This is a genomic window from Aquirufa sp. A-Brett2-15D (genome assembly GCF_054558735.1).
In genome coordinates this window covers 1022807-1041703 of sequence record NZ_JBSKFT010000001.1, presented here as the reverse complement: position 1 = coordinate 1041703, position 18897 = coordinate 1022807, and the positions used below count along the sequence as shown (strand labels likewise).

Sequence of the window (18897 nt, the reverse complement as noted above, 5' to 3'; positions counted from 1 at the left end):
CAAAATAGGAGAATAAATTTCGATTGTTTGGCCCAACAACTTGATAAAATAGAAATTGAACTATCTTTGCATCAGCGAAAGGTTCTGCGCCGTTTCGAACGGAGTTGATTAATAGGGAATTTGGTGTAAATCCAAAGCTGTCCCCGCAACTGTAAATTTTCAAAAAGCTTTTCATTCTAGGGTCACTGGCGTTGCTGGGAAGGCCGAAAAGCAACGGAAATGAGTCAGGAGACCTGCCTTTTACTATTCTTGACCTTGTTTTACGGAGGATGATCCGAGGTCGAGCGTTCGATTACCTTTTTATTTCACAGGCCTGAAAGGGCAAAAAAAATGTTAAACATGTTAGTTTTGGCTGGGGCTTTGGCTTCAGCAGGAGTCGCTAGTAGCCGCTCCGCGGCAGTCGATAGTCGTCAGTCGCTAGTCGACAGTCGTCAGTCGACAGTGGTCAGTGGTCAGTCGCTAGTCGATAGTCCGGAGGGAATGAGTCCGGAGGTTGCATTTACCATTTACCATTCACCATTTAACAGTGGTCAGTCGTCAGTGGGCAGTGGGCAGGAGGGATCGTCCACTATTTACCATTTACCATTTACCATTCAGGAGTCATCCACCATTCAAAAGGATTCCACGCTCGCCGAGGTCACCATCTCCGCACCTAAGTACCCAGAGAAATTAGCGCGCTCGGGAAAAGTGGTTTCGGTCATTTCGGCCGAAATGATCCAGGCCAACCTGGGGAAAAGTCTCGGTGAATTACTCCAGCAGAGTGTAGGTGTCGCGGTAGTAGGCGCGCGCAGCGCGCCGGGTACGAATCAGGAAATCTATGTTCGTGGTGCGAACACGGGTCAGGTACTTTTATTAGTGGATGGATTTCCGGTGAATGACCCGTCTAACATCACGTCGGTCATGGATTGGAACCTGATTAATTTAGCTACTATTGAACGAATTGAGATCTTAAAAGGGGGTCAATCGACCTTGTATGGTTCTGATGCGATGGTGGCTGTGATTAATTTAGTGACACGAAAAAATACGAAAGGAGTCCATGTGCTGTTGCAAGGCGGAGGCTTAGGTACACATCAAGAGCAAATTTCTTGGTCGACGATGCAAGGCAATAATAGACTTCAGTTTCATGTCCAAAACTCAGCTACGGATGGCTTTTCTTCTGCTAAAGTTGCGCAAGGAAAGAGTGAAGCCGATGGATTTAAGCAGCAAAATTGGGGGGTAAAATGGGGTCGTGATTTTGGGAAAAAAGGTTATATGGATTTTTCGTATGCCACGCAATTATATCAAGGAAATTTAGATAATGGGCCTTTCGTGGATGATCGTGATTATACTTCTAAGGCCTCAAGTCATTCTTTTAGAGCGCAATACCAGGTGAAAAATTGGACGGTTCGCGCCTTTCAGGATTTGATTCACCGCGAATTTCGGAATGATTCCACCAATATCGCGGCGAATGCGTACTCGAAATACAGTCTCTCGACTTATGCCGGATTGAATCAGGGAATCGAGGTATTTGTGAAGATTCCGGTAAATGAGAATGGGACGCTTTTAGTGGGTTCTGAATATAGACGCCAAAAAACGGAGCAATATGACCTTTCCATCGGTGATTATGGACCCTATTCGTCCCCTGATTTAACGGAAAAACAAAAGTCCCAGCAGATAATAGGGACCTATGCGACTTTTCAGCAAAGCTGGGGGAAATTGGGATATGAGCTGGGATCAAGATGGAATGTACAATCGACTTTTGGGAATTACTTTACGTATAATTTAAATCCTTACTGGGCTATTTCGCAGACGGCGAAGCTATTTGGGAATTATTACACGAGTTTTAAAACCCCGTCTATCTACCAGTTAGCCTCTCCTTATGGTAATCTCGATTTGCAGCCGGAGCAAGGAAAAACATTGGAATTTGGATTTGAAAAGCAGATTAAAGCATGGAAAATGCGTGTAGTTTCTTTTCAAAATGAGGTCAATCAGGGAATCGTATTTCAATCGATGGATGTCGAACCATATGGTAAATACCAAAATGTGACAAAGCAAAAAACGCAGGGAATTGAATTTGAGGTTGGTTTTCAGTCGAAAAAATTTCAGGCTGATTTCAATTATACCTATTTAAAAGGGGAGATGATCGATCGCGATTCCACTTATTCCTCTTTGATTCGCCGTCCTGCGAATGGCTGGAACTTAAGTTTACGCGCGAATTTGTCGAAAAAATGGTCAGTTGGATTAACGACTCAATATGTGGGCCAAAGAACGGATTACTTCTACGATGAGTCCAGTTATTCTGTCAAGGCAAATCCGATGGAGGCTTATCTTATGACAGATATATCCCTAAAATACCAAATCAATCAAAAATGGACGATTTCTGCCCTGTTGAAAAATGCGCTGAATCAAGAAATTACGGAGATTACGGGGTATAGCGGACAGCCTAGGAATTTACAGATTTCCCTTTCTGGAAATCTGTAAATTTCAAATTTCAAAGACCCAATGTCAAAGTTCAAAGACCAAAGAGCAAAGTTCAGAGAAAGCCTATTTAAACTTTGCTCTTTGGTCTTTGCTCTTTGGTCTTTGCTCTTTGCTCTTTGAACTTTGCGCTTTGCTCCGCAAAGCTTATGGCTTGAATTTTTCATACACATCCTTCCCCGTCACCGGATCTTTGCCAAAAAGCTCAATGAAGTTTACTGTTGTCAGGAATTTGGTTTCATCTACTTTGACATAGACTCTTTTCAAAATCTGCATTTTGCCATTGATTAAAAAAAGTGCGATCGGGTTTCCGGACGCATCTTGCTTTACGATGAATTTGCGTTTTCTATAGGCCAGAAAATGTCCCTCATAAGCATTCAGAATACCTTGAATGGCGGAGGTATATAATCCATAGGCTAATGTCCGTTGCACCATAGTTAACTCCTCAATGGGTGGCTTTTCATTGAATTTATACCAATAGGTTCTTACTGGGTCCTTCGGATTGAGTCTGCCCCCTTTCAAATTAGCATCATACACGGCCACATTGATGTTCGTACTTCGTTGTATGAAAAAGAGCCGAATAGGAGAATCAGGAGGAACAGGGAATCGGTCACCTCCTAGGCAATAGATTGAAATCAAAAGAAGGAGGGACGCTAATTTCATTTCAGGTAATTTTGACTCGCAATTAACGAAAAAAAACGCAATCTGATTTAGCTCAGTCATTCTATAATGCGCCCTAATCTTGTTTTTTTTAAATTTATGCGTATCTTTGTGGAGAATTTAAGGAAAAGAAGAGGGGTTTTGATCCCTCTTTTTGTTTTAATAGCCCTAAAGGACCCTAATTAAAATGGATTTATCGAGTAAACTGAAAGATTGGACAGTAGAATACATAGGCGAAGGCCCTTTGTTATTAGTCGATTTTTCATTTACACCGGGAGCTAAAAGAACCTTAATTACGATCCTAGTGGATACCCTAGAGGGGGTAACCATTGATCAATGTGCCTTAATGAGTCGCAAATTAGCTCATTTCATTGAGGAGAATGTATTGATAGAGGAGGCGTATAATTTAGAAGTGTCTTCGCCAGGTTTAGACTTTCCTTTAAGTCAGGGCTGGCAATTTCAGAAGAATACAGGCCGGAAGGTCAAGATTTGGATGAAAAATAAAGACCCCGAAAACGTAGAAGGAACTTTAGTTTCTCATACAGACGATGCGGTGGAAATCCTGACGGAAAAAACCGTAAAACATAGAAAAATCGTAGCGAAAGAGGCCACTTGGTTCCCTTTGGCCGATATAGATAAAATAAAAGTACAAGTGTCATTTCAATAAACAAAGAAGAGATAGCAATGAACAGTGTTGAATTAATTTCGTCATTTTCAGACTTTGCTCGGGAGAAAAACATTGACAAACCGACGATGATCGCGGTTTTAGAAGAGGTTTTTCGCACCATGATTCGTAAGAAATTCGGTGCCGACGAGAATTTTAATGTAATTATCAATGCCGAAAGCGGCGACTTAGAGATGTGGCGTAGCCGCGAGATCGTAGACGATAATTCCGAAGATATTTGGGATTTTGACAAGATACCTTTGAGTGAAGCAAAGTTAATCGAGCCCGATTTTGAAATCGGTGAAGAGGTGGCTGAGTTAATCAAATTAGAGGATTTTGGTCGTCGTGTTGTTCAAACCGCTCGTCAAACATTGATTCAAAAGATCAAGGATATTGAAAAAGAGGGTTTGTACGAAAAATACAAAGACTTAGTAGGAGAATTAGTTACGTCTGAGGTGTATCAAATCTTAGGTCGCGAATTAATCCTATTAGATAATGATGATAACGAATTAGTGTTGCCTAAGACGGAGATGATTTCGAAAGATCGCTTCAAGAAAGGCGAGACTATCAAAGCAATTATCCACAAAGTGGAAATGGCAAATGGTACCCCTCGTATCATTTTATCTCGTATTTCTCCGGTATTCTTAGAGCGTTTGTTCGAACAAGAAATTCCAGAGATTTATGACGGAACCATTACGATTCGCAAGATTGTTCGTGAACCAGGTGAGCGTGCTAAAGTAGCGGTAGAGTCATTTGATGACCGTATCGATCCGGTAGGTGCTTGTGTGGGAATGAAAGGTTCTCGTATACACGGTATTGTACGTGAATTGCAAAACGAAAATATTGACGTGATTAACTTCACGGATAATTTAGAGTTATTGGTAGCGCGTACGTTAAGCCCTGCGAAATTGAATTCGATGGCGATTGATAAAGAGCGTCGCCGTATCTCGGTATATTTAAATTCAGATCAGGTTTCTATGGCGATTGGTCGTGGAGGTCAAAACATTAAATTAGCTGGTAAGTTAGTAGGTTACGAGATCGATGTATTCCGTGATGTACCTAAAGATGAGCTAGATGATGAGGATGTAGAATTGACAGAATTCTCTAACGAGATTGAAGCTTGGATTTTAGCGGAGCTTCATAAAATCGGTTTAGATACGGCTAAGCAAGTTTTGGCCTTATCTAAAGAAGAGTTAGAGCGCAGAACAGAATTAGAAGAGGGTACAATTGATGAGATTTTAGCAGTTTTACGTTCTGAGTTTGAGTAATTTATATTAAGAAATAGAATTTAGTTTTTGGTAAATTTTTATGGCAGAAGAAAAAACAATGCGGTTGAGCCTTGTAGCAAAGCAGATTAACGTGGGAACGTCAACGATCCTACAGTTTCTCTCTGCGCAAGGTCACAAAATTGACAATAACCCCAACGCCAAACTAAACTTTGAGCAGTTGACTTTATTGGCGAAAGAATATGGTGCGAACCATATTTTACAAGCCTCTGTGGAAGCTCCTAAGCCAGCACCTGCTCCTGAGCCGATTGCTGCAGCTCCTGCACCAGCTCCTGAGCCTAAGCCAGAGCCAGTGGTTGAAAAACCAGCTCCAGTAGCTGAAAAGCCTGCACCTGTGAAGGTGGAAGAGGCTCCAGTGGAAGAAGCTCCGGTGGAAGAGAAGTCGACGGGATTGAAAGTTTTGGGAAAAATCGAATTGGATAAAAAAGGAAATCCAGTAGCTCCTAAGGCAGAGAAGGCTCCAGAGCCAGCGCCAGTTGCTGCTGCACCTGAACCTAAGCCAGAGCCAGTGGCTGAAAAGCCTGCTCCTGTAAACGAAGAGCCTAAGCCAGTCGTGGTAGTGGAAACTCCTGCGGTAGTAGAGGAAATAGATATTCAGTTAATCGAAGCGCGAGGAGAAACATTAAAAGGTTTAACCGTTTTAGGTAAGATTGATTTGCCAGCTGCGGGTGATCGCGGTGGTAATAATGCCAAACACAAGCGTAAGCGTATCATCAAGGAAGAGAAAAAGCCTGCCCCTACCGTTCAAACGGGAGGACAAGCTAGACCGGGTGATAAAAAAGATTTCAATAAAAAACCAGTTCCTGGTGCTAAACCAGCGCCTAAAGGGGAATTGTCAGAAAAAGATATTCAAGAGCAAATCAAGGCGACCATGGCTCGCTTGCAAGGTGCGACTAATAAGCAAAGTTTCGGAGCTGATAAGCGTCGGGAAAAGCGAAAAGGTCGTGCGGAAGCTGAGGAGGCTCGATTAATAGCTGAAGACGGTGAGGCAAAGGTATTGAAGGTGACGGAATTTATTCCTGCATCGGACTTAGCTTCATTGATGGATGTTTCGGTTAACGAGGTAATCTCAGCTTGTATGAGTTTAGGTATGTTCGTTTCCATTAACCAACGTTTAGATGCGGAAGCCATTACGGTAATCGCGGATGAATTTGGTTTCGAGGTGAACTTTGTGTCTGCTGAGGAAGAGATCGATGTAGTCGAAGTAGAAGTAGCCGATACTCCAGAAAATTTATTGCCTCGTGCTCCTATCGTTACGATCATGGGTCACGTCGATCATGGTAAAACCTCTTTACTAGATTATATTCGTAGAGCTAAAGTAGCTGCAGGTGAAGCGGGTGGTATCACCCAACACATCGGTGCTTATTCGGTAGATACGAAATCAGGCAAAAAAGTAACCTTCCTAGATACACCGGGTCACGAAGCCTTTACGGCGATGCGTGCGCGTGGTGCGAAAGTGACGGATATAGTTATCATCGTAATTGCAGCAGACGATTCTGTCATGCCTCAAACGAAGGAAGCGATTAATCACTCGATGGTGGCTGGTGTTCCTATTGTCTTTGCCTTCTCTAAGGTAGATAAAGATGGTGCGAATGCGGACAAAGTTCGAGAGGAATTAGCTGCCATGAACATGTTAGTAGAGGATTGGGGTGGTAAATACCAATGCCAAGAAATCTCGTCTAAATCAGGTTTAGGTATCGATGATTTATTAGAAAAAGTATTATTAGAGGCAGAAATGCTTGAATTAATGGCTAATCCGAATAAGAAAGCCGTAGGTTCAGTCATTGAAGCCGAATTAGATAAAGGACGTGGTTATGTGACTACCTTGTTAGTACAAGCAGGAACATTAAACGTGGGTGATATGATGTTAGCGGGTGATAATTATGGTCGTGTGAAAGCGATGTTTGACCACCATGGTAACAAAATCAAAAAAGCGGGTCCATCTACACCAGTTCAGGTGTTAGGTTTAAATGGAGCCCCTCAAGCTGGAGATAAATTACTTTGCTTAGAAAATGAGCGTGAGGCGCGTGAGATTGCGAACAAAAGAGAGCAAATCCTTCGTGAGCAAACCTTACGTACGCGTAAGCACATTACTTTAGAAGAGATTGGTCGTCGTAAGGCTATCGGAACATTCCGTGAATTGAATGTAATCGTAAAGGGTGACGTGGATGGCTCGGTAGAGGCACTTTCGGATTCCTTGATGAAGTTATCTACGGAGGAGGTTCAAGTACGTATTATTCACAGAGGAGTAGGACAGGTTTCTGAGTCCGATGTCGCTTTAGCGTCTACATCTGATGCCGTTATCATCGCTTTCCAGGTTCGTCCTTCACAAAACGCACGTCGTTTAGCGGAGACAGAGCAAATCGAAATTCGTAATTATTCGATCATCTACCAAGCGATCGATGAAATTAAGGCGGCGATGGAAGGTCTATTAGCTCCTTCATTCGAAGAGGTGATTACATCGAACATTGAAATACGGGATGTGTTTAAGATTACCAAAATCGGTACTGTAGCTGGTTGCTACGTATTAGATGGTACGGTTAAACGTGCGAATAAAATTCGGGTTATCCGCGATTTCGTGGTTGTACATGAAGGTGAAATTTCAGCTCTAAAACGTTTCAAAGACGATGTGGCGGAAGTGAAATTTGGCTACGAATGTGGTCTTTCAGTGAAGAACTTCAACGACTTAGAAGTGGGCGATATGCTGGAGTGTTACGAAATGAAAGAAGTAAAAAGAACGCTGAAATAAGCTTTCAAATCAGAAAATACAAAAAAGGGAGCATTTGCTCCCTTTTTTGTATTTATAAGAATAGTAAAAAACATTTCTGAATGTATCCCCGTAGGGGATTCCAACTTTATGCTTTATGCTTTATGCTTTGTGCTCTATACTCTCCTCTCTCTAATCTAAACTCGTTTTCCCTTCGGACTAGCGACTGACGACTGTCCACTGACTACTAGTTTTAGTTACAAAAATGGGGAGCATTTGCTCCCATTTTTGTAACTAAAACTTCGGACAGGCGAAGTTTTGGCGGTAGCGTTGGAATGATTTTCTTTGGCCAAAATCCCAATTTAAGATATAGGAAAAGCTTAATTCATGTGCGCCACCAGATCCTATACCTAGCCCAGAAACCGTAAAATCATAGGAATATCCGAAAGAAAAGCGGTCGTTTTGAATTCCGACTAAACCGATGAGGGATTCGCGACTCGATGCTGACTCTGCTGAAATTTTATTCAATGATAATCCACGGTACCCCAAACCCAGCACCAGGGGATCTAATTGTAAGGAGGCTCCTAGGTCTAATTGACTAAACGTCCCTTGATTTTTTACATAAAAGGTGGGTTTTAGACTTTTATTTTCTCCTAAAGGCAAACTTAATCCGCCTTGCAAAGCATAGCGGGGAGCCACAAGGTCATCGCTGGTTTTGATCAGTGATTGGTTAGGCCGATTCAAGTGATGAACAGAGGCTCCTATCCAGTAATTGGAATGGTTTAAAAGCAATCCGGCAGAAATATCCACATAGCTGGTGCGGCTCAAAAATTGAGTTGCGAGTGGATCAAACGTATTTCCCAGCGAACCATTCACTAAATAAGAGCTCAATTGATCCCCATAGGTTAAACGGCTGTAATCTAGGCTGCGAAAAACGCCTGAACCTTGAATACCCATGGAAAGTACAGTTTTTTCGTTCAAATTTGCATGGTAGGCATACTGAAGACTTAAAGCCGTCGTTTGTAGGCTGGAAAATTGATTATCCGACGAAATAATGATACCCATTCCGCTATTGATCTTCCCTAAACTGATTTCAAGGCCGGTGGCTGAATATTGGTAATTAGCGGATTGGTTCGGCCATTGATTTCGATGGCTTAGGTAGACTTTGTTTATGTCTTGTAGTCCTGCAAAGGCGGGGGAATTGAGGAGGGGATTAGCGAAGTTTTGGGATAATTGAGGATCCTGTGCTGAGAGCGAGTGAGCGCTCAGGATTATCAATAAATAAGATAAAAGGCGAAATTGTACCCTCATAGCTAGGCAATTTACATTCATACGCCTCAATAACCAATTTATTGTCTTATTTTGTGGTTTCAATTCAAGGTTATGTTGCGTACGCTGATTTTACTTTTTTGGTCCATTACTGCCTTAGCTCAAGTTCCTGGAACGATTGAGGTGCGAAATAATTGCATCAATCAATGCAATAACTGCGGCGATGCTCCAGCGGGTACCGTATTCGAGATTCGGGATAATTATCCGGCTTCTGCGACTTATTTATGGGATTTTGGTGAGGCAGGGGCCACTTCTACGGCGAGAACTGGGGTGTATCAATATTGTAATCCGGGTGTTAAGAAAGTAACTTTGAAAGTGACTGAAGGCGGAGTAAGCACTGTTTATGGCCCTCAAGATGTGAAAATAGGGGCATTACCAGATTTTATATTAGGCACAAATAAAAATGATACGACCTTGATGATCTGTAAAGGTGATCCGGTGGTGTTGAATGCTTTTGGATCAGTTTCGAAGCCTGGCTTCCCGGTAGGGGTTTCTTGGTTTCCCCGAGGTCAGACTTCGGATACGATTCGCGTTTCGGAGTCTGGATGTTATTCCGTGATGGTAACTGATTTAGGATCAGGTTGTACAGCAGAGGCAAAAATGGAGGTGAAGATTTGCGGGGAACAACCGAAGGCGGGGGGAGTGGATGGCTGGAATTTTGGGACAAATGTTTCTCTCAAATTCTCTGGAGGTTCATCTACGCCTACAGCGGGTTCAGGACCCATGCGAACTCCCGAGGGTGTCGCTAAAATGACAGACGAGAATAATGATTTGATCTTTTATACGAATGGCTCCAGGGTGTACGCAAAAGATAATTCACTTGTAGCGCAGGGTTTAAATGGGGATACAACCCAAATCCAAGGGGTGGCTATCTTACCCAAAACAACCTGTAAAGGTTGTCAAGCAGAATATTATATTTTTACTTTTCACCGAAATGCGGCAGGGGAGAATCAAATCTATTACAGTATTTATGATCGAAAATTAAACGGAGGAAAGGGAGGCATCTCGGTCAAGAATGCGTTCTTAAGTCCGGCGTCTTCAGCGGAACGATTTGGAATAGCGGTGGGTACTGGGGATTATTATTGGTTACAAACACAGAATGCGAATTCGGATATAGTGAAAACATTTAAAGTGTCGAAAGCGGGTATTTCGGCACCTATCGAGTCGAATGCTAAATCTCCGGCAAGCGGGATTACTGCATCATCACGTTTTTCCCGAGATGGAAAAGTATTAGCGATTGGCTATGGGGGGCCACCAGCTAAAGTGGATGTGTATGATTTTGATGTAGCAACTGGTAAGTCAACCTTCCGCTATCAAATTCCTCTAGCGGACAGACTTTACGGTATCGAATTTTCGGCGGATGGTAAAATCATCTATGCGTCAGTGCAGGGTGCGGGTACTTCACAGATTTGGCAATTTTCGATCTCCTCAAAAGATTCCGTTCAAATGCTGAATTCAAAAAGTCTGTTGTGGGCAGGCCCGGGTAAAATAGGCGCATTACAAGGTGATCCGTCGAGCGGTTCGATTATTTATGCGACTTTTGAAGGAAGTAACAGTTTGGGAAAAATTGTGAATCCGGACATATCTTTAAAAGATTCGACTCGTACCATCAGGGCCACATTTGTTAGAAGCGGATTGAATTTAGCGGCGGGAACTACCAGTGGTTTGGGTCTTCCCTTGTCCATTGTATTAACGCCCAAACCTTCTTCCACCCCGAGCATTCAGCAAAGTTGCGATGGTACAACCTATCGTTTTAAGGTGAGTCAAGATTTATGCGATCCGATAAAGAATTCCCGTTTGGACTGGAAAATTTACCAAAGCACCTTGGACCCGAACCGCAATGCCGATGGATTATTAGTGCCTTTGAATCCTTCAGGAACCTTACTTTATTCCTACACAGGAACAGAAATGACTTATGACTTCACGAAAGCAGGGGATTATGTGGTTTCGGTGGCCATTAGCAATTCTTGTTTGACAAATTATTTATTAGACGCCTCGGCCTACCGAGTGGAATTATTAGATCCTTTTGTTTTGCCTCCTATGTATACCTTTATCTGTAAAGAGGATGGACGAATAGGGCCTACTTCGGTTCCTCCAGTAGCTTCTTTTACCTATAATTGGAGTTCAGGGGAGTCGTCTCGATTTATTACCGTTCCTAAACCGAGCGGGAAATATTCGTTGGAAATTAAAGAAGAGGCCTCTGGTTGTTCTATTAAGAGGGAAACGCAGGTGAATTTTATAACGAATCCGTTAGCGGTGAAAAAAAATGATGGAATCATTTGCAACGATAAACCACTGCAAACACAAGTGATTCCGCTGCAACTTTCACCTACTAATTTGAAAGTGAACTGGCAAGCAAATCCAGGCATTGTAGGCGGTTTGAATTCGAAAGATTTGCAAATCAATCGCAGCGGTATTTTCTATTTTACCTTGTCGGATGCCGATGGTTGTGAATTAAAAGATAGTGTGAAGATCGAAGATAAATGTGAAGCCATTCTGATTGCTCCTACGGTATTTACGCCGAATGGGGATGGGAATAATGATGTTTTTGAGCCATCCTATAATTGGAATGAACCGAGTGCGGCTTACCCTAAGTCACGAACGCAGGTCATCTCTTTAGAAATTTATAACCGATGGGGGGAGCAGATTTACAGCACTAGTGGTCCTAGATTTGTGTGGGATGGGAATTTTAATGGGGCCAAAGTGCCTCAGGAGACCTACGCCTACATCATTCGATACCAAGCAATTGATTATCCCGAAAAAGGAATTCAGGAAAAACGAGGGGCAGTCGTAGTGGTATATTAGTAAGCTCTTACGGTAACCCCTTTCATGAAGTTAACGAAGGCCTTGTTCACCACTTGATTTCCGCCAGGCGTAGGGAAATTTCCCGTGAAATACCAATCCCCTAGATGATCTGGGCAAGCGACATTTAAATTCGCTACGGTTTGGTAAACGATGGAAAGTTCTGCCTTTAAATCTTTCGGACGAACGATTTCTGCAATTTTATTAGAAATTTCTTCGTCAGTGAAGGGGGCATAAATCGCTTTAACGAAATTTTCTTCCATTGCCGTGCCATTTTCTAAGGCAGCTAAACAACGTAAATTAACTTCGTCTAAGATATTTTCTAATCCACGCTCATTCAAAAGTGCTAAAGCTGCACGGAAAGCAACGAATTCCTTCATCTTCGACATATCGATACCGTAGCAATCTGGGTAGCGTATTTGAGGAGCTGATGAAACGATGACAATTTTCTTAGGGGATAATTTATCTAATAATTTCAGGATACTTTTCTCCAGTGTCGTGCCACGAACGATCGAATCATCAATGATAACGACGGAATCGACTTCCTTATTAATCACCTCGTAAGTCGTGTCATATACGTGTGCGACCATGTCATCGCGTTGATCATCAGAGGCGATGAACGTACGAACTTTCACGTCTTTCGAGATGAGTTTCTCCACCCGAGGACGGAAGGTCAATAATTCTTCTAGTTCTTCTTCGAATAGAATACCATCCATGATGGCTTTCTTTCGTTCTTTGGCCAAATGATCTTCTAAACCATCAATCATCCCTAAGAAAGCTGTTTCTGCCGTGTTCGGAATATAGGAGAATACGGTATTTTTAAGGTCATGACTTACTTCTGCTAAAATCTGCGGAATCAATAATTGCCCTAGTTTTTTACGCTCATGGTAGATATCTGGATCGGATCCACGCGAGAAATAGATGCGCTCAAAAGAACAAGATTTCTGCTCTAAGCGATCGATAAATGGAACCTCCTTTACGTTACCTTGTATATCAATAATCAGGGCGTGGCCCGGAGTAACCTCTTTAATTTGGTCGTAGGCGCAGTTAAACGAAGTCTTGATCGCCTGTTTTTCAGAGGCCACTACAGCCACTTCTTCATCTACATAATAATAGGCTGGTCGTATTCCGGCTGGGTCGCGTGCCACGAAAGAAGTTCCGTAACCTGTCATTCCCACCATCGCGTAACCACCGTCAAAATCCTTGCAAGAACGCTCTAAAACGCGATTAAGGTCAATTTCTTGGGCTATAATATCCGATAATTCGGGATTCTCGTATTTGTCTTTATACTTGTCAAATTGGCGCTGATTCTCTTCATCTAAAAAGTGACCGATCTTTTCCATCACGGTAACCGTATCCACCTTTTCTTTCGGGTGTTGACCTAGGGAAACTAATTTGTCGAACAAATCGTCCACATTCGTCATATTGAAGTTACCCGCCATAACTAGGTTACGGCTTCTCCAATTGTTTTGACGCAACATCGGATGGCAGTTTTCTATCTCATTTTGACCGTGGGTTCCGTAGCGCAAGTGGCCTAATAATACTTCGCCTGTGAAAGCTACATTTTCTTGCCACCAATCTGCGTCTTGAGCCGCATCGATTCCTGTTTCGCGCTTAACTGATTTAGCGAGTTTTTGTGCTTTACTGAATTTCTTATTGATTTTTCCAAAAATATCTGCCACCGCTTGTGGCTCTACCGAACGGTATCTGGAAATGTAACGGTGCCCTGGTTTTACGTTGATTTTAATGTTTGCCACTCCGGCTCCATCTTGCCCTCTGTTGACTTGTTTCTCCATCATGAGATAAAGTTTGTTAAGTCCGTAGGAAGGCGTATTATACGTGTCTAAGTAGTACTGAAAAGGCTTGCGTAAACGGATAAGGGCAATTCCGCATTCGTGCTTAATAGAATCAGACATGGAAACGTGGGCTATTTTTTAAATCAAGCTCAAAATTAGCCAAAATAAAGACCAATTAACTGATTTTTTTTATTTTTTTAATCGCTTATTTCCAAAGGTTTGTTAACACCGTTGGGAACAAGATAGATAGTAGCAAAATGGCTGTCAAAAATCCATAAGAATAGATTTCTAGGGAGTTCATTTCTGACCAAAGACTCGATTTTACGAGCGATTTCTTGAAATATAATTGGAAGGGAATCTTTAAATAATAGAAGAGGGAGATTGCCGTAGTAAAAATGGCAACGATCAATAAAATCAATAGGCCCATAGCCTGATTTAATTCGTAGTTTGACCATAATAAACTGAAATAAGTCAGTTTCGCAAGAAAGGTGCCGGCTGGAGGTAAGCCTACTAAAGCCACTAGACCAGTTAGTAAGAAAAAGGCTGGCAAAGGTTTCGAAGATCCAAGACCCGCAAAAGCAGAAACATCCTCCGCGCCTGATTCATCTATTAGATAGAATACGAGTAAACTTGCAATGCTATACAAGAAGCCATAAAATAAAATAGCATCTACTGCCTGCGCTGGTTGAAAGAACCAGGCCATCGCTAAAAAACCACCATGCGCGATGCTAGAATAGGCGAGGAGGCGTTTGGTTTTGTTTTGGCCTAATGCGCCTAAATGTCCTACTAAAAGTGTCATTATGGCTAAAACGGCTAATTCATTTGCAAACGAAACTGGTAACAGAGGAATGATACGCAAACCCACGAAGGCAATGGCAATTTTAGGTGCTGTAGAAATCCAGGTCATCCAAGAGGCCGGTAAATTTTCTATCACATCCGGATTCCAAGGATGGAAAGGCGCCCATGACATTTTAAACAGTAATCCCACGGCAAATAGTCCTAAAGCAAAACCGCGTAAATAAGGATCTGCCACCGAGATTCCACGAGAGAAATCGACGCTGGTAAAATCGAGCGTCCCCGTTAAGCCATACAGTACTGAAATACCATATAAGAAGAGAGCAGATGACCCCAGTCCAAACAAAACATAGGGCAAACTAGCACGGGCAGCCTCTTTTCGAAGACTTACGAGTACGTAAGTTCCCATCGACATAAATTCGATGGATAAAAATAAGCTCAAAGCATGAGTGCTCATGCTGCTCAATAAGGCGCCTAATAAAATCGATAAAAAACCAATCAATTCTTCGAAGGTGAAGGATTTTCGGTGGATTTGATTCATCAAAATGAGCAAAAACCCAATGCTTAAAATCAAGGTATTGATGGCATTCGATCCTAAATTCGCATCGAATAAACCCGCCGCAAATACCCCGCTTAATCCTAATTCGGATCGTTGAAAACTGAGGGAAAGGGCCAGTAAAAGAGCGATTTGGCAAGTAAAATAGCGCCAAGAGGTGCTGAATTTTTCTGTCTTTGCATGTAAAAATAACTCGATGAAAAGACTTAGCAGAATCGATCCGGCTACAATTAATTCCGGAATCACATAGTTGAGTCCGGTCGTGATCGACTGGATTCTTTCGGTGAGTTGGGAAATGGAGGCGAATGAGGACATGTGCGAAATTAGAGTTTTTGGCTTAAATAAAAGGCTGTCGGATTGTTTTTTAACCCTTTCATCTCTTCCGGCGTACCGGTGAAACTAATATAACCACCATTTTCGCCTCCTTCTGGACCTAAATCGATGATATGATCAGCACATTTAATGACTTCCATATTGTGCTCGATAATCACTACCGAATCGCCTTGTTCGACTAAATCGTTCATGGCTTTCAATAGTTTTTTGATGTCATGAAAGTGTAAGCCCGTCGTAGGTTCGTCAAAAATAAACAAGGTCTTTCCTTTGTTCGGATTTCCCTTGCCTAAGAAACTGGCCAGCTTCACACGTTGCGCCTCTCCACCCGAAAGTGAACTAGACGATTGACCTAATTTGATGTAACCTAGACCCACCTGAAATAGGGGATCGATTTTATCAGCGATGCGTGGTTGTTTCTCTCGGAAAAACTCCACTGCTTCTTCTACTGTCAAATCTAAAATCTCGGAGATATTTTTCTCCTGTAATTTAACATCTAGTATTTCTTGCTTGAACCGGGTGCCACCGCATGATTCACAGGGCAATTTGATGTCCGCCATGAACTGCATTTCAATCGTGATTTCTCCTTCTCCCTGACACGCTTCGCAACGCCCACCTTCTACATTAAAGGAGAAGTGAGCTGGTTTATAGCCGCGAGCCTTTGCCACTGGTAATTCTGAGTAAAGAGCTCTGATCGCATCGTAGGCCTTAATATAGGTAACCGGATTGGAACGTGATGATTTTCCGATGGGTTGTTGGTCCACCATTTCGACACTTGCAATTTGATTTGTGCTCCCTTTGATTTCACGAAATTTTCCCGTTTCCTCTGTTCCTTGCTGTAGCAGTCGAAGCATCGCCGGGTATAGAATTTTGCGAATTAAAGTCGATTTTCCGGACCCGCTGACACCCGTCACCACGGTCATAATTCCCAGTGGAATCGCGACATCGACATTCTTTAAATTATTCTCTTGTGCCCCTGTAATTTCGATTTGGGCCAGAGCTTTTCGTCTGAAATAAGGAACCTCGATGCGATCTTGACCCGTTAGAAAACGTAGGGTATGACTGTCGGTACTTTTATCTACCAAAGCCTCCGTTAAATTTCCCTGGAAGATTAAATTGCCTCCATGTCGTCCCGCTTCGGGTCCGATGTCGATGATTTGATCCGCTGCGCGCATCACCTCTTCTTCATGTTCCACCACGATCACCGTGTTGCCCATGTCTTTCAACATTTCTAATACAGAGATCAAACGTTCCGTATCCCGCGGGTGCAAACCGATACTCGGTTCATCCAAAATATACATAGAACCTACCAAGGCGCTGCCTAGCGAGGTCGCTAATTTAATTCGCTGAAATTCGCCGTCAGATAGCGTGGAGCTCAAACGATTTAGGGTTAAATACCCTAGACCCACGCGATCCATATATTCTAAACGATTATTGATTTCGATCAAAATCCGTCTCGAAACCTGTTGGTCGTGCGCATTGAGCTTCAGATTTTCGAAAAAAGCTTTGGTTTTAGACAAGGGCCAAAGCACCAAATCCACCAAGGAGGTATCCGCAATTTTCACATAACTAGCGTCCATGCGCAAGCGAGATCCTAAGCACTCTGGGCAATTCGTTTTGCCCCGGTAACGCGATAAAAGAACACGGTATTGAATTTTATAAGTCTCTTTTTCAAGAAAGTCAAAGAAGTGCTGCAGACCTGAAAAGTATTTATTACCTGTCCACAGAACCTTTTTCTCTGCCGCAGTCAAATCTTTGTAGGGACGGTGAATAGGAAAATCAAATTGAATGCCATTGCGCAATAAAGGACTTAACCATTCACTCATTCGTTCGCTCCTCCAAGGCGCAATCGCCCCCTCGTAGATTGATAAATCATGATCAGGGAAAACTAAGTCAGGATCTAAGCCTAGGACTTTGCCGTAACCTTCGCAATTTCGGCAGGCTCCGTAGGGATTATTGAAGGAGAAAAGATTTAAACTAGGCTCTTCAAAAACCATCCCATCCAATTCGAATTTATTCGAAAATACATCGCGTTTTCTACCCTCGATTTCGATCCAACAAACGCCCTCACCTTCGAAATAAGCGGTTTGGACAGAATCCCCTACGCGAAATTGTGTTTCCTCGTCGTCTTTTTTAGAGACTAAACGGTCGATTAAAATCGCGATCTCGGAGGGTTTTTTAGCTAGCTTTTGAAGATGTGTAGGATCCTCCACCAGTTCCTCTAAGGCAATAATTTCGTCCTGAAATTTCAGTCGGGAATAGCCTTTTTGAATGAGTAATTGACACTCATTTTCGAGGCTTCGTTCTTCGTGGTGAACTAATGGCGCCAGAATTAGGACTTTTTTGCCCTCTTCTTTGGCAATAAAATCGACTATATGGGAAACCGAATCTTTGCGAACTTCCTGACCAGATACGGGCGAAATGGTGCGGCCGATACGGGCAAATAATAATTTTAAATAATCATAAATCTCTGTCGTCGTTCCCACAGTCGAACGCGGATTCTTCGTGTTGACCTTTTGCTCGATAGCAATGGCCGGAGAGACTCCCTTGATATAATCTACGGCAGGTTTTTCCATGCGACCTAGAAATTGTCGGGCGTAGCTATTTAGGCTTTCCACGTACATTCTTTGGCCCTCTGCAAATAAGGTATCAAAGGCTAAAGAAGATTTTCCTGAACCTGATAAACCCGTAATAACCACCAGCTGATTGCGCGGAATCGCCACATCTACATTTTTCAGATTGTGTACGCGCGCACCTTTGATGATGATGTGCGTTTTCGGATCACAATTTTCGATGTTATGCTTTGACTGAGGGGTATTCATTTTACAAAAATATCCTTTAATTTTGGTAATCAATTTAAGCCAAATGAAAAAACTACTTTTATTCTTTTCACTCCTCACTTTTGCAGGAGCTTCTGAGGTTTTTGCACAAGAACCGGTCGTCATTAAAGAGGAGGGCGCTGTAGAGGAATCGGACGTGGAAACAGACGTGCGAGATCTGCCCTTTCGCCAACGATTGAATTTTGGGGGTGGAATCAGTGGTCTTAGTTTTGGAAATCCGACCAGTATTGGATTTTCTCCCATGGTGGGTTATTCGCTGACGAATACCTCCATTCTGGGTGTGGGTTTAACCTATCAATATTATTCGGCGACTTACGGATCTTTAGGAACGTATTCGAGTAATCTTTTAGGCCAAAGAATCTTTATCCGCCAACAAGTCCCCGCATTAAATCAGATTATCGGTCAGGCCTACTTAACGGGTCAAATAGAAAACTATGCAAATCTTTCAGATAATACAGGGATTAATTATTCTATTCCTGTTTTAGTAGGGGTGGGTTTAGGCTCTAAACTGGGTATCAATTTTTCGGTGATGTATGACTTAAACTATAGCTCAGGGCGCTCCCCTTATGGCTCAGCGCTTGTTGTCCAAATCGGTGGATTTTTCTTTTAAAATTTAAAACAATTTAGCCCCTTTATTAGTCTTGTATATCAATTAGAATTTCTTAATTTCGAATT

Annotated in this window: 11 protein-coding genes and 1 riboswitch; of the genes, 6 read left to right on the top strand and 5 right to left on the bottom strand. The window is 42.5% G+C overall.

What is annotated here, in order from left to right; all coding sequences use genetic code 11:
• The first annotated feature begins 62 nt into the window (after positions 1-62).
• Positions 63-255, top strand: a riboswitch (cobalamin riboswitch).
• A gap of 75 nt (positions 256-330) precedes the next feature.
• Positions 331-2460 carry a TonB-dependent receptor plug domain-containing protein gene (locus ACST14_RS04590; protein WP_459461022.1) on the top strand — a complete coding sequence of 710 codons (2130 nt, stop codon included), beginning with the start codon at positions 331-333 and terminating at the stop codon, positions 2458-2460.
• 144 nt (positions 2461-2604) lie between these two features.
• Here ACST14_RS04590 and ACST14_RS04585 read toward each other — a convergent pair whose 3' ends face one another.
• The gene (locus tag ACST14_RS04585) at positions 2605-3120 is read right to left on the bottom strand and encodes a DUF4833 domain-containing protein (RefSeq protein WP_459461019.1); all 516 of its coding nucleotides are present in this window, start codon (positions 3118-3120) and stop codon (positions 2605-2607) included.
• 184 nt (positions 3121-3304) lie between these two features.
• Between ACST14_RS04585 and ACST14_RS04580 the strand changes: the two genes are divergently transcribed.
• Genes ACST14_RS04580 through infB form a run of 3 tightly spaced genes read left to right on the top strand, consistent with a single transcriptional unit; the run spans position 3305 to position 7816 of the window.
• Positions 3305-3784 carry a ribosome maturation factor RimP gene (locus ACST14_RS04580; protein ID WP_459461017.1) on the top strand — a complete coding sequence of 160 codons (480 nt, stop codon included), beginning with the start codon at positions 3305-3307 and terminating at the stop codon, positions 3782-3784.
• A gap of 17 nt (positions 3785-3801) precedes the next feature.
• The gene (nusA, locus tag ACST14_RS04575) at positions 3802-5049 is read left to right on the top strand and encodes a transcription termination factor NusA (protein WP_459461015.1); all 1248 of its coding nucleotides are present in this window, start codon (positions 3802-3804) and stop codon (positions 5047-5049) included.
• 40 nt (positions 5050-5089) lie between these two features.
• A complete protein-coding gene (infB, locus tag ACST14_RS04570) occupies positions 5090-7816 on the top strand; it encodes a translation initiation factor IF-2 (RefSeq protein ID WP_459461013.1) in 2727 nt (908 codons plus the stop codon).
• 252 nt (positions 7817-8068) lie between these two features.
• Here the strand turns inward: infB and ACST14_RS04565 are convergent, their stop codons facing one another.
• A complete protein-coding gene (locus ACST14_RS04565) occupies positions 8069-9085 on the bottom strand; it encodes a PorP/SprF family type IX secretion system membrane protein (protein WP_459461011.1) in 1017 nt (338 codons plus the stop codon).
• Between the two features lie 72 nt (positions 9086-9157).
• Here ACST14_RS04565 and ACST14_RS04560 point away from each other — a divergent pair, with 72 nt between their 5' ends.
• Positions 9158-11908 carry a T9SS type B sorting domain-containing protein gene (locus ACST14_RS04560; protein WP_459461008.1) on the top strand — a complete coding sequence of 917 codons (2751 nt, stop codon included), beginning with the start codon at positions 9158-9160 and terminating at the stop codon, positions 11906-11908.
• On the opposite strand, the gene ACST14_RS04555 is transcribed toward ACST14_RS04560, so the two are convergent.
• The 3 genes from ACST14_RS04555 to uvrA form a co-directional block, all read right to left on the bottom strand.
• The gene (locus ACST14_RS04555; RefSeq protein ID WP_459461006.1) at positions 11905-13821 is read right to left on the bottom strand and encodes an amidophosphoribosyltransferase; all 1917 of its coding nucleotides are present in this window, start codon (positions 13819-13821) and stop codon (positions 11905-11907) included. The two genes, ACST14_RS04560 and ACST14_RS04555, sit on opposite strands and share 4 nt — an antisense overlap.
• Positions 13822-13906: 85 nt before the next feature.
• Positions 13907-15367 (bottom strand): NADH-quinone oxidoreductase subunit N, encoded by a 1461-nt coding sequence (locus tag ACST14_RS04550; protein ID WP_459461004.1) that lies wholly within the window; start codon positions 15365-15367, stop codon positions 13907-13909.
• 8 nt (positions 15368-15375) lie between these two features.
• A complete protein-coding gene (gene uvrA / locus ACST14_RS04545) occupies positions 15376-18204 on the bottom strand; it encodes an excinuclease ABC subunit UvrA (protein WP_459461002.1) in 2829 nt (942 codons plus the stop codon).
• A 43-nt stretch (positions 18205-18247) separates the two neighbouring features.
• Here uvrA and ACST14_RS04540 point away from each other — a divergent pair, with 43 nt between their 5' ends.
• The gene (locus ACST14_RS04540; protein ID WP_459461000.1) at positions 18248-18832 is read left to right on the top strand and encodes a hypothetical protein; all 585 of its coding nucleotides are present in this window, start codon (positions 18248-18250) and stop codon (positions 18830-18832) included.
• Positions 18833-18897: the final 65 nt, after the last annotated feature.

What these genes read in the sequence shown, in the direction of transcription:
- ACST14_RS04590 (WP_459461022.1), top strand. Translation starts at nt 331, where the DNA reads ATGTTAAACATGTTAGTTTTGGCTGGGGCTTTGGCTTCAGCAGGAGTC.
- ACST14_RS04585 (WP_459461019.1), bottom strand. Translation starts at nt 3,120, where the DNA reads ATGAAATTAGCGTCCCTCCTTCTTTTGATTTCAATCTATTGCCTAGGA.
- ACST14_RS04580 (WP_459461017.1), top strand. Translation starts at nt 3,305, where the DNA reads ATGGATTTATCGAGTAAACTGAAAGATTGGACAGTAGAATACATAGGC.
- nusA (WP_459461015.1), top strand. Translation starts at nt 3,802, where the DNA reads ATGAACAGTGTTGAATTAATTTCGTCATTTTCAGACTTTGCTCGGGAG.
- infB (WP_459461013.1), top strand. Translation starts at nt 5,090, where the DNA reads ATGGCAGAAGAAAAAACAATGCGGTTGAGCCTTGTAGCAAAGCAGATT.
- ACST14_RS04565 (WP_459461011.1), bottom strand. Translation starts at nt 9,085, where the DNA reads ATGAGGGTACAATTTCGCCTTTTATCTTATTTATTGATAATCCTGAGC.
- ACST14_RS04560 (WP_459461008.1), top strand. Translation starts at nt 9,158, where the DNA reads ATGTTGCGTACGCTGATTTTACTTTTTTGGTCCATTACTGCCTTAGCT.
- ACST14_RS04555 (WP_459461006.1), bottom strand. Translation starts at nt 13,821, where the DNA reads ATGTCTGATTCTATTAAGCACGAATGCGGAATTGCCCTTATCCGTTTA.
- ACST14_RS04550 (WP_459461004.1), bottom strand. Translation starts at nt 15,367, where the DNA reads ATGTCCTCATTCGCCTCCATTTCCCAACTCACCGAAAGAATCCAGTCG.
- uvrA (WP_459461002.1), bottom strand. Translation starts at nt 18,204, where the DNA reads ATGAATACCCCTCAGTCAAAGCATAACATCGAAAATTGTGATCCGAAA.
- ACST14_RS04540 (WP_459461000.1), top strand. Translation starts at nt 18,248, where the DNA reads ATGAAAAAACTACTTTTATTCTTTTCACTCCTCACTTTTGCAGGAGCT.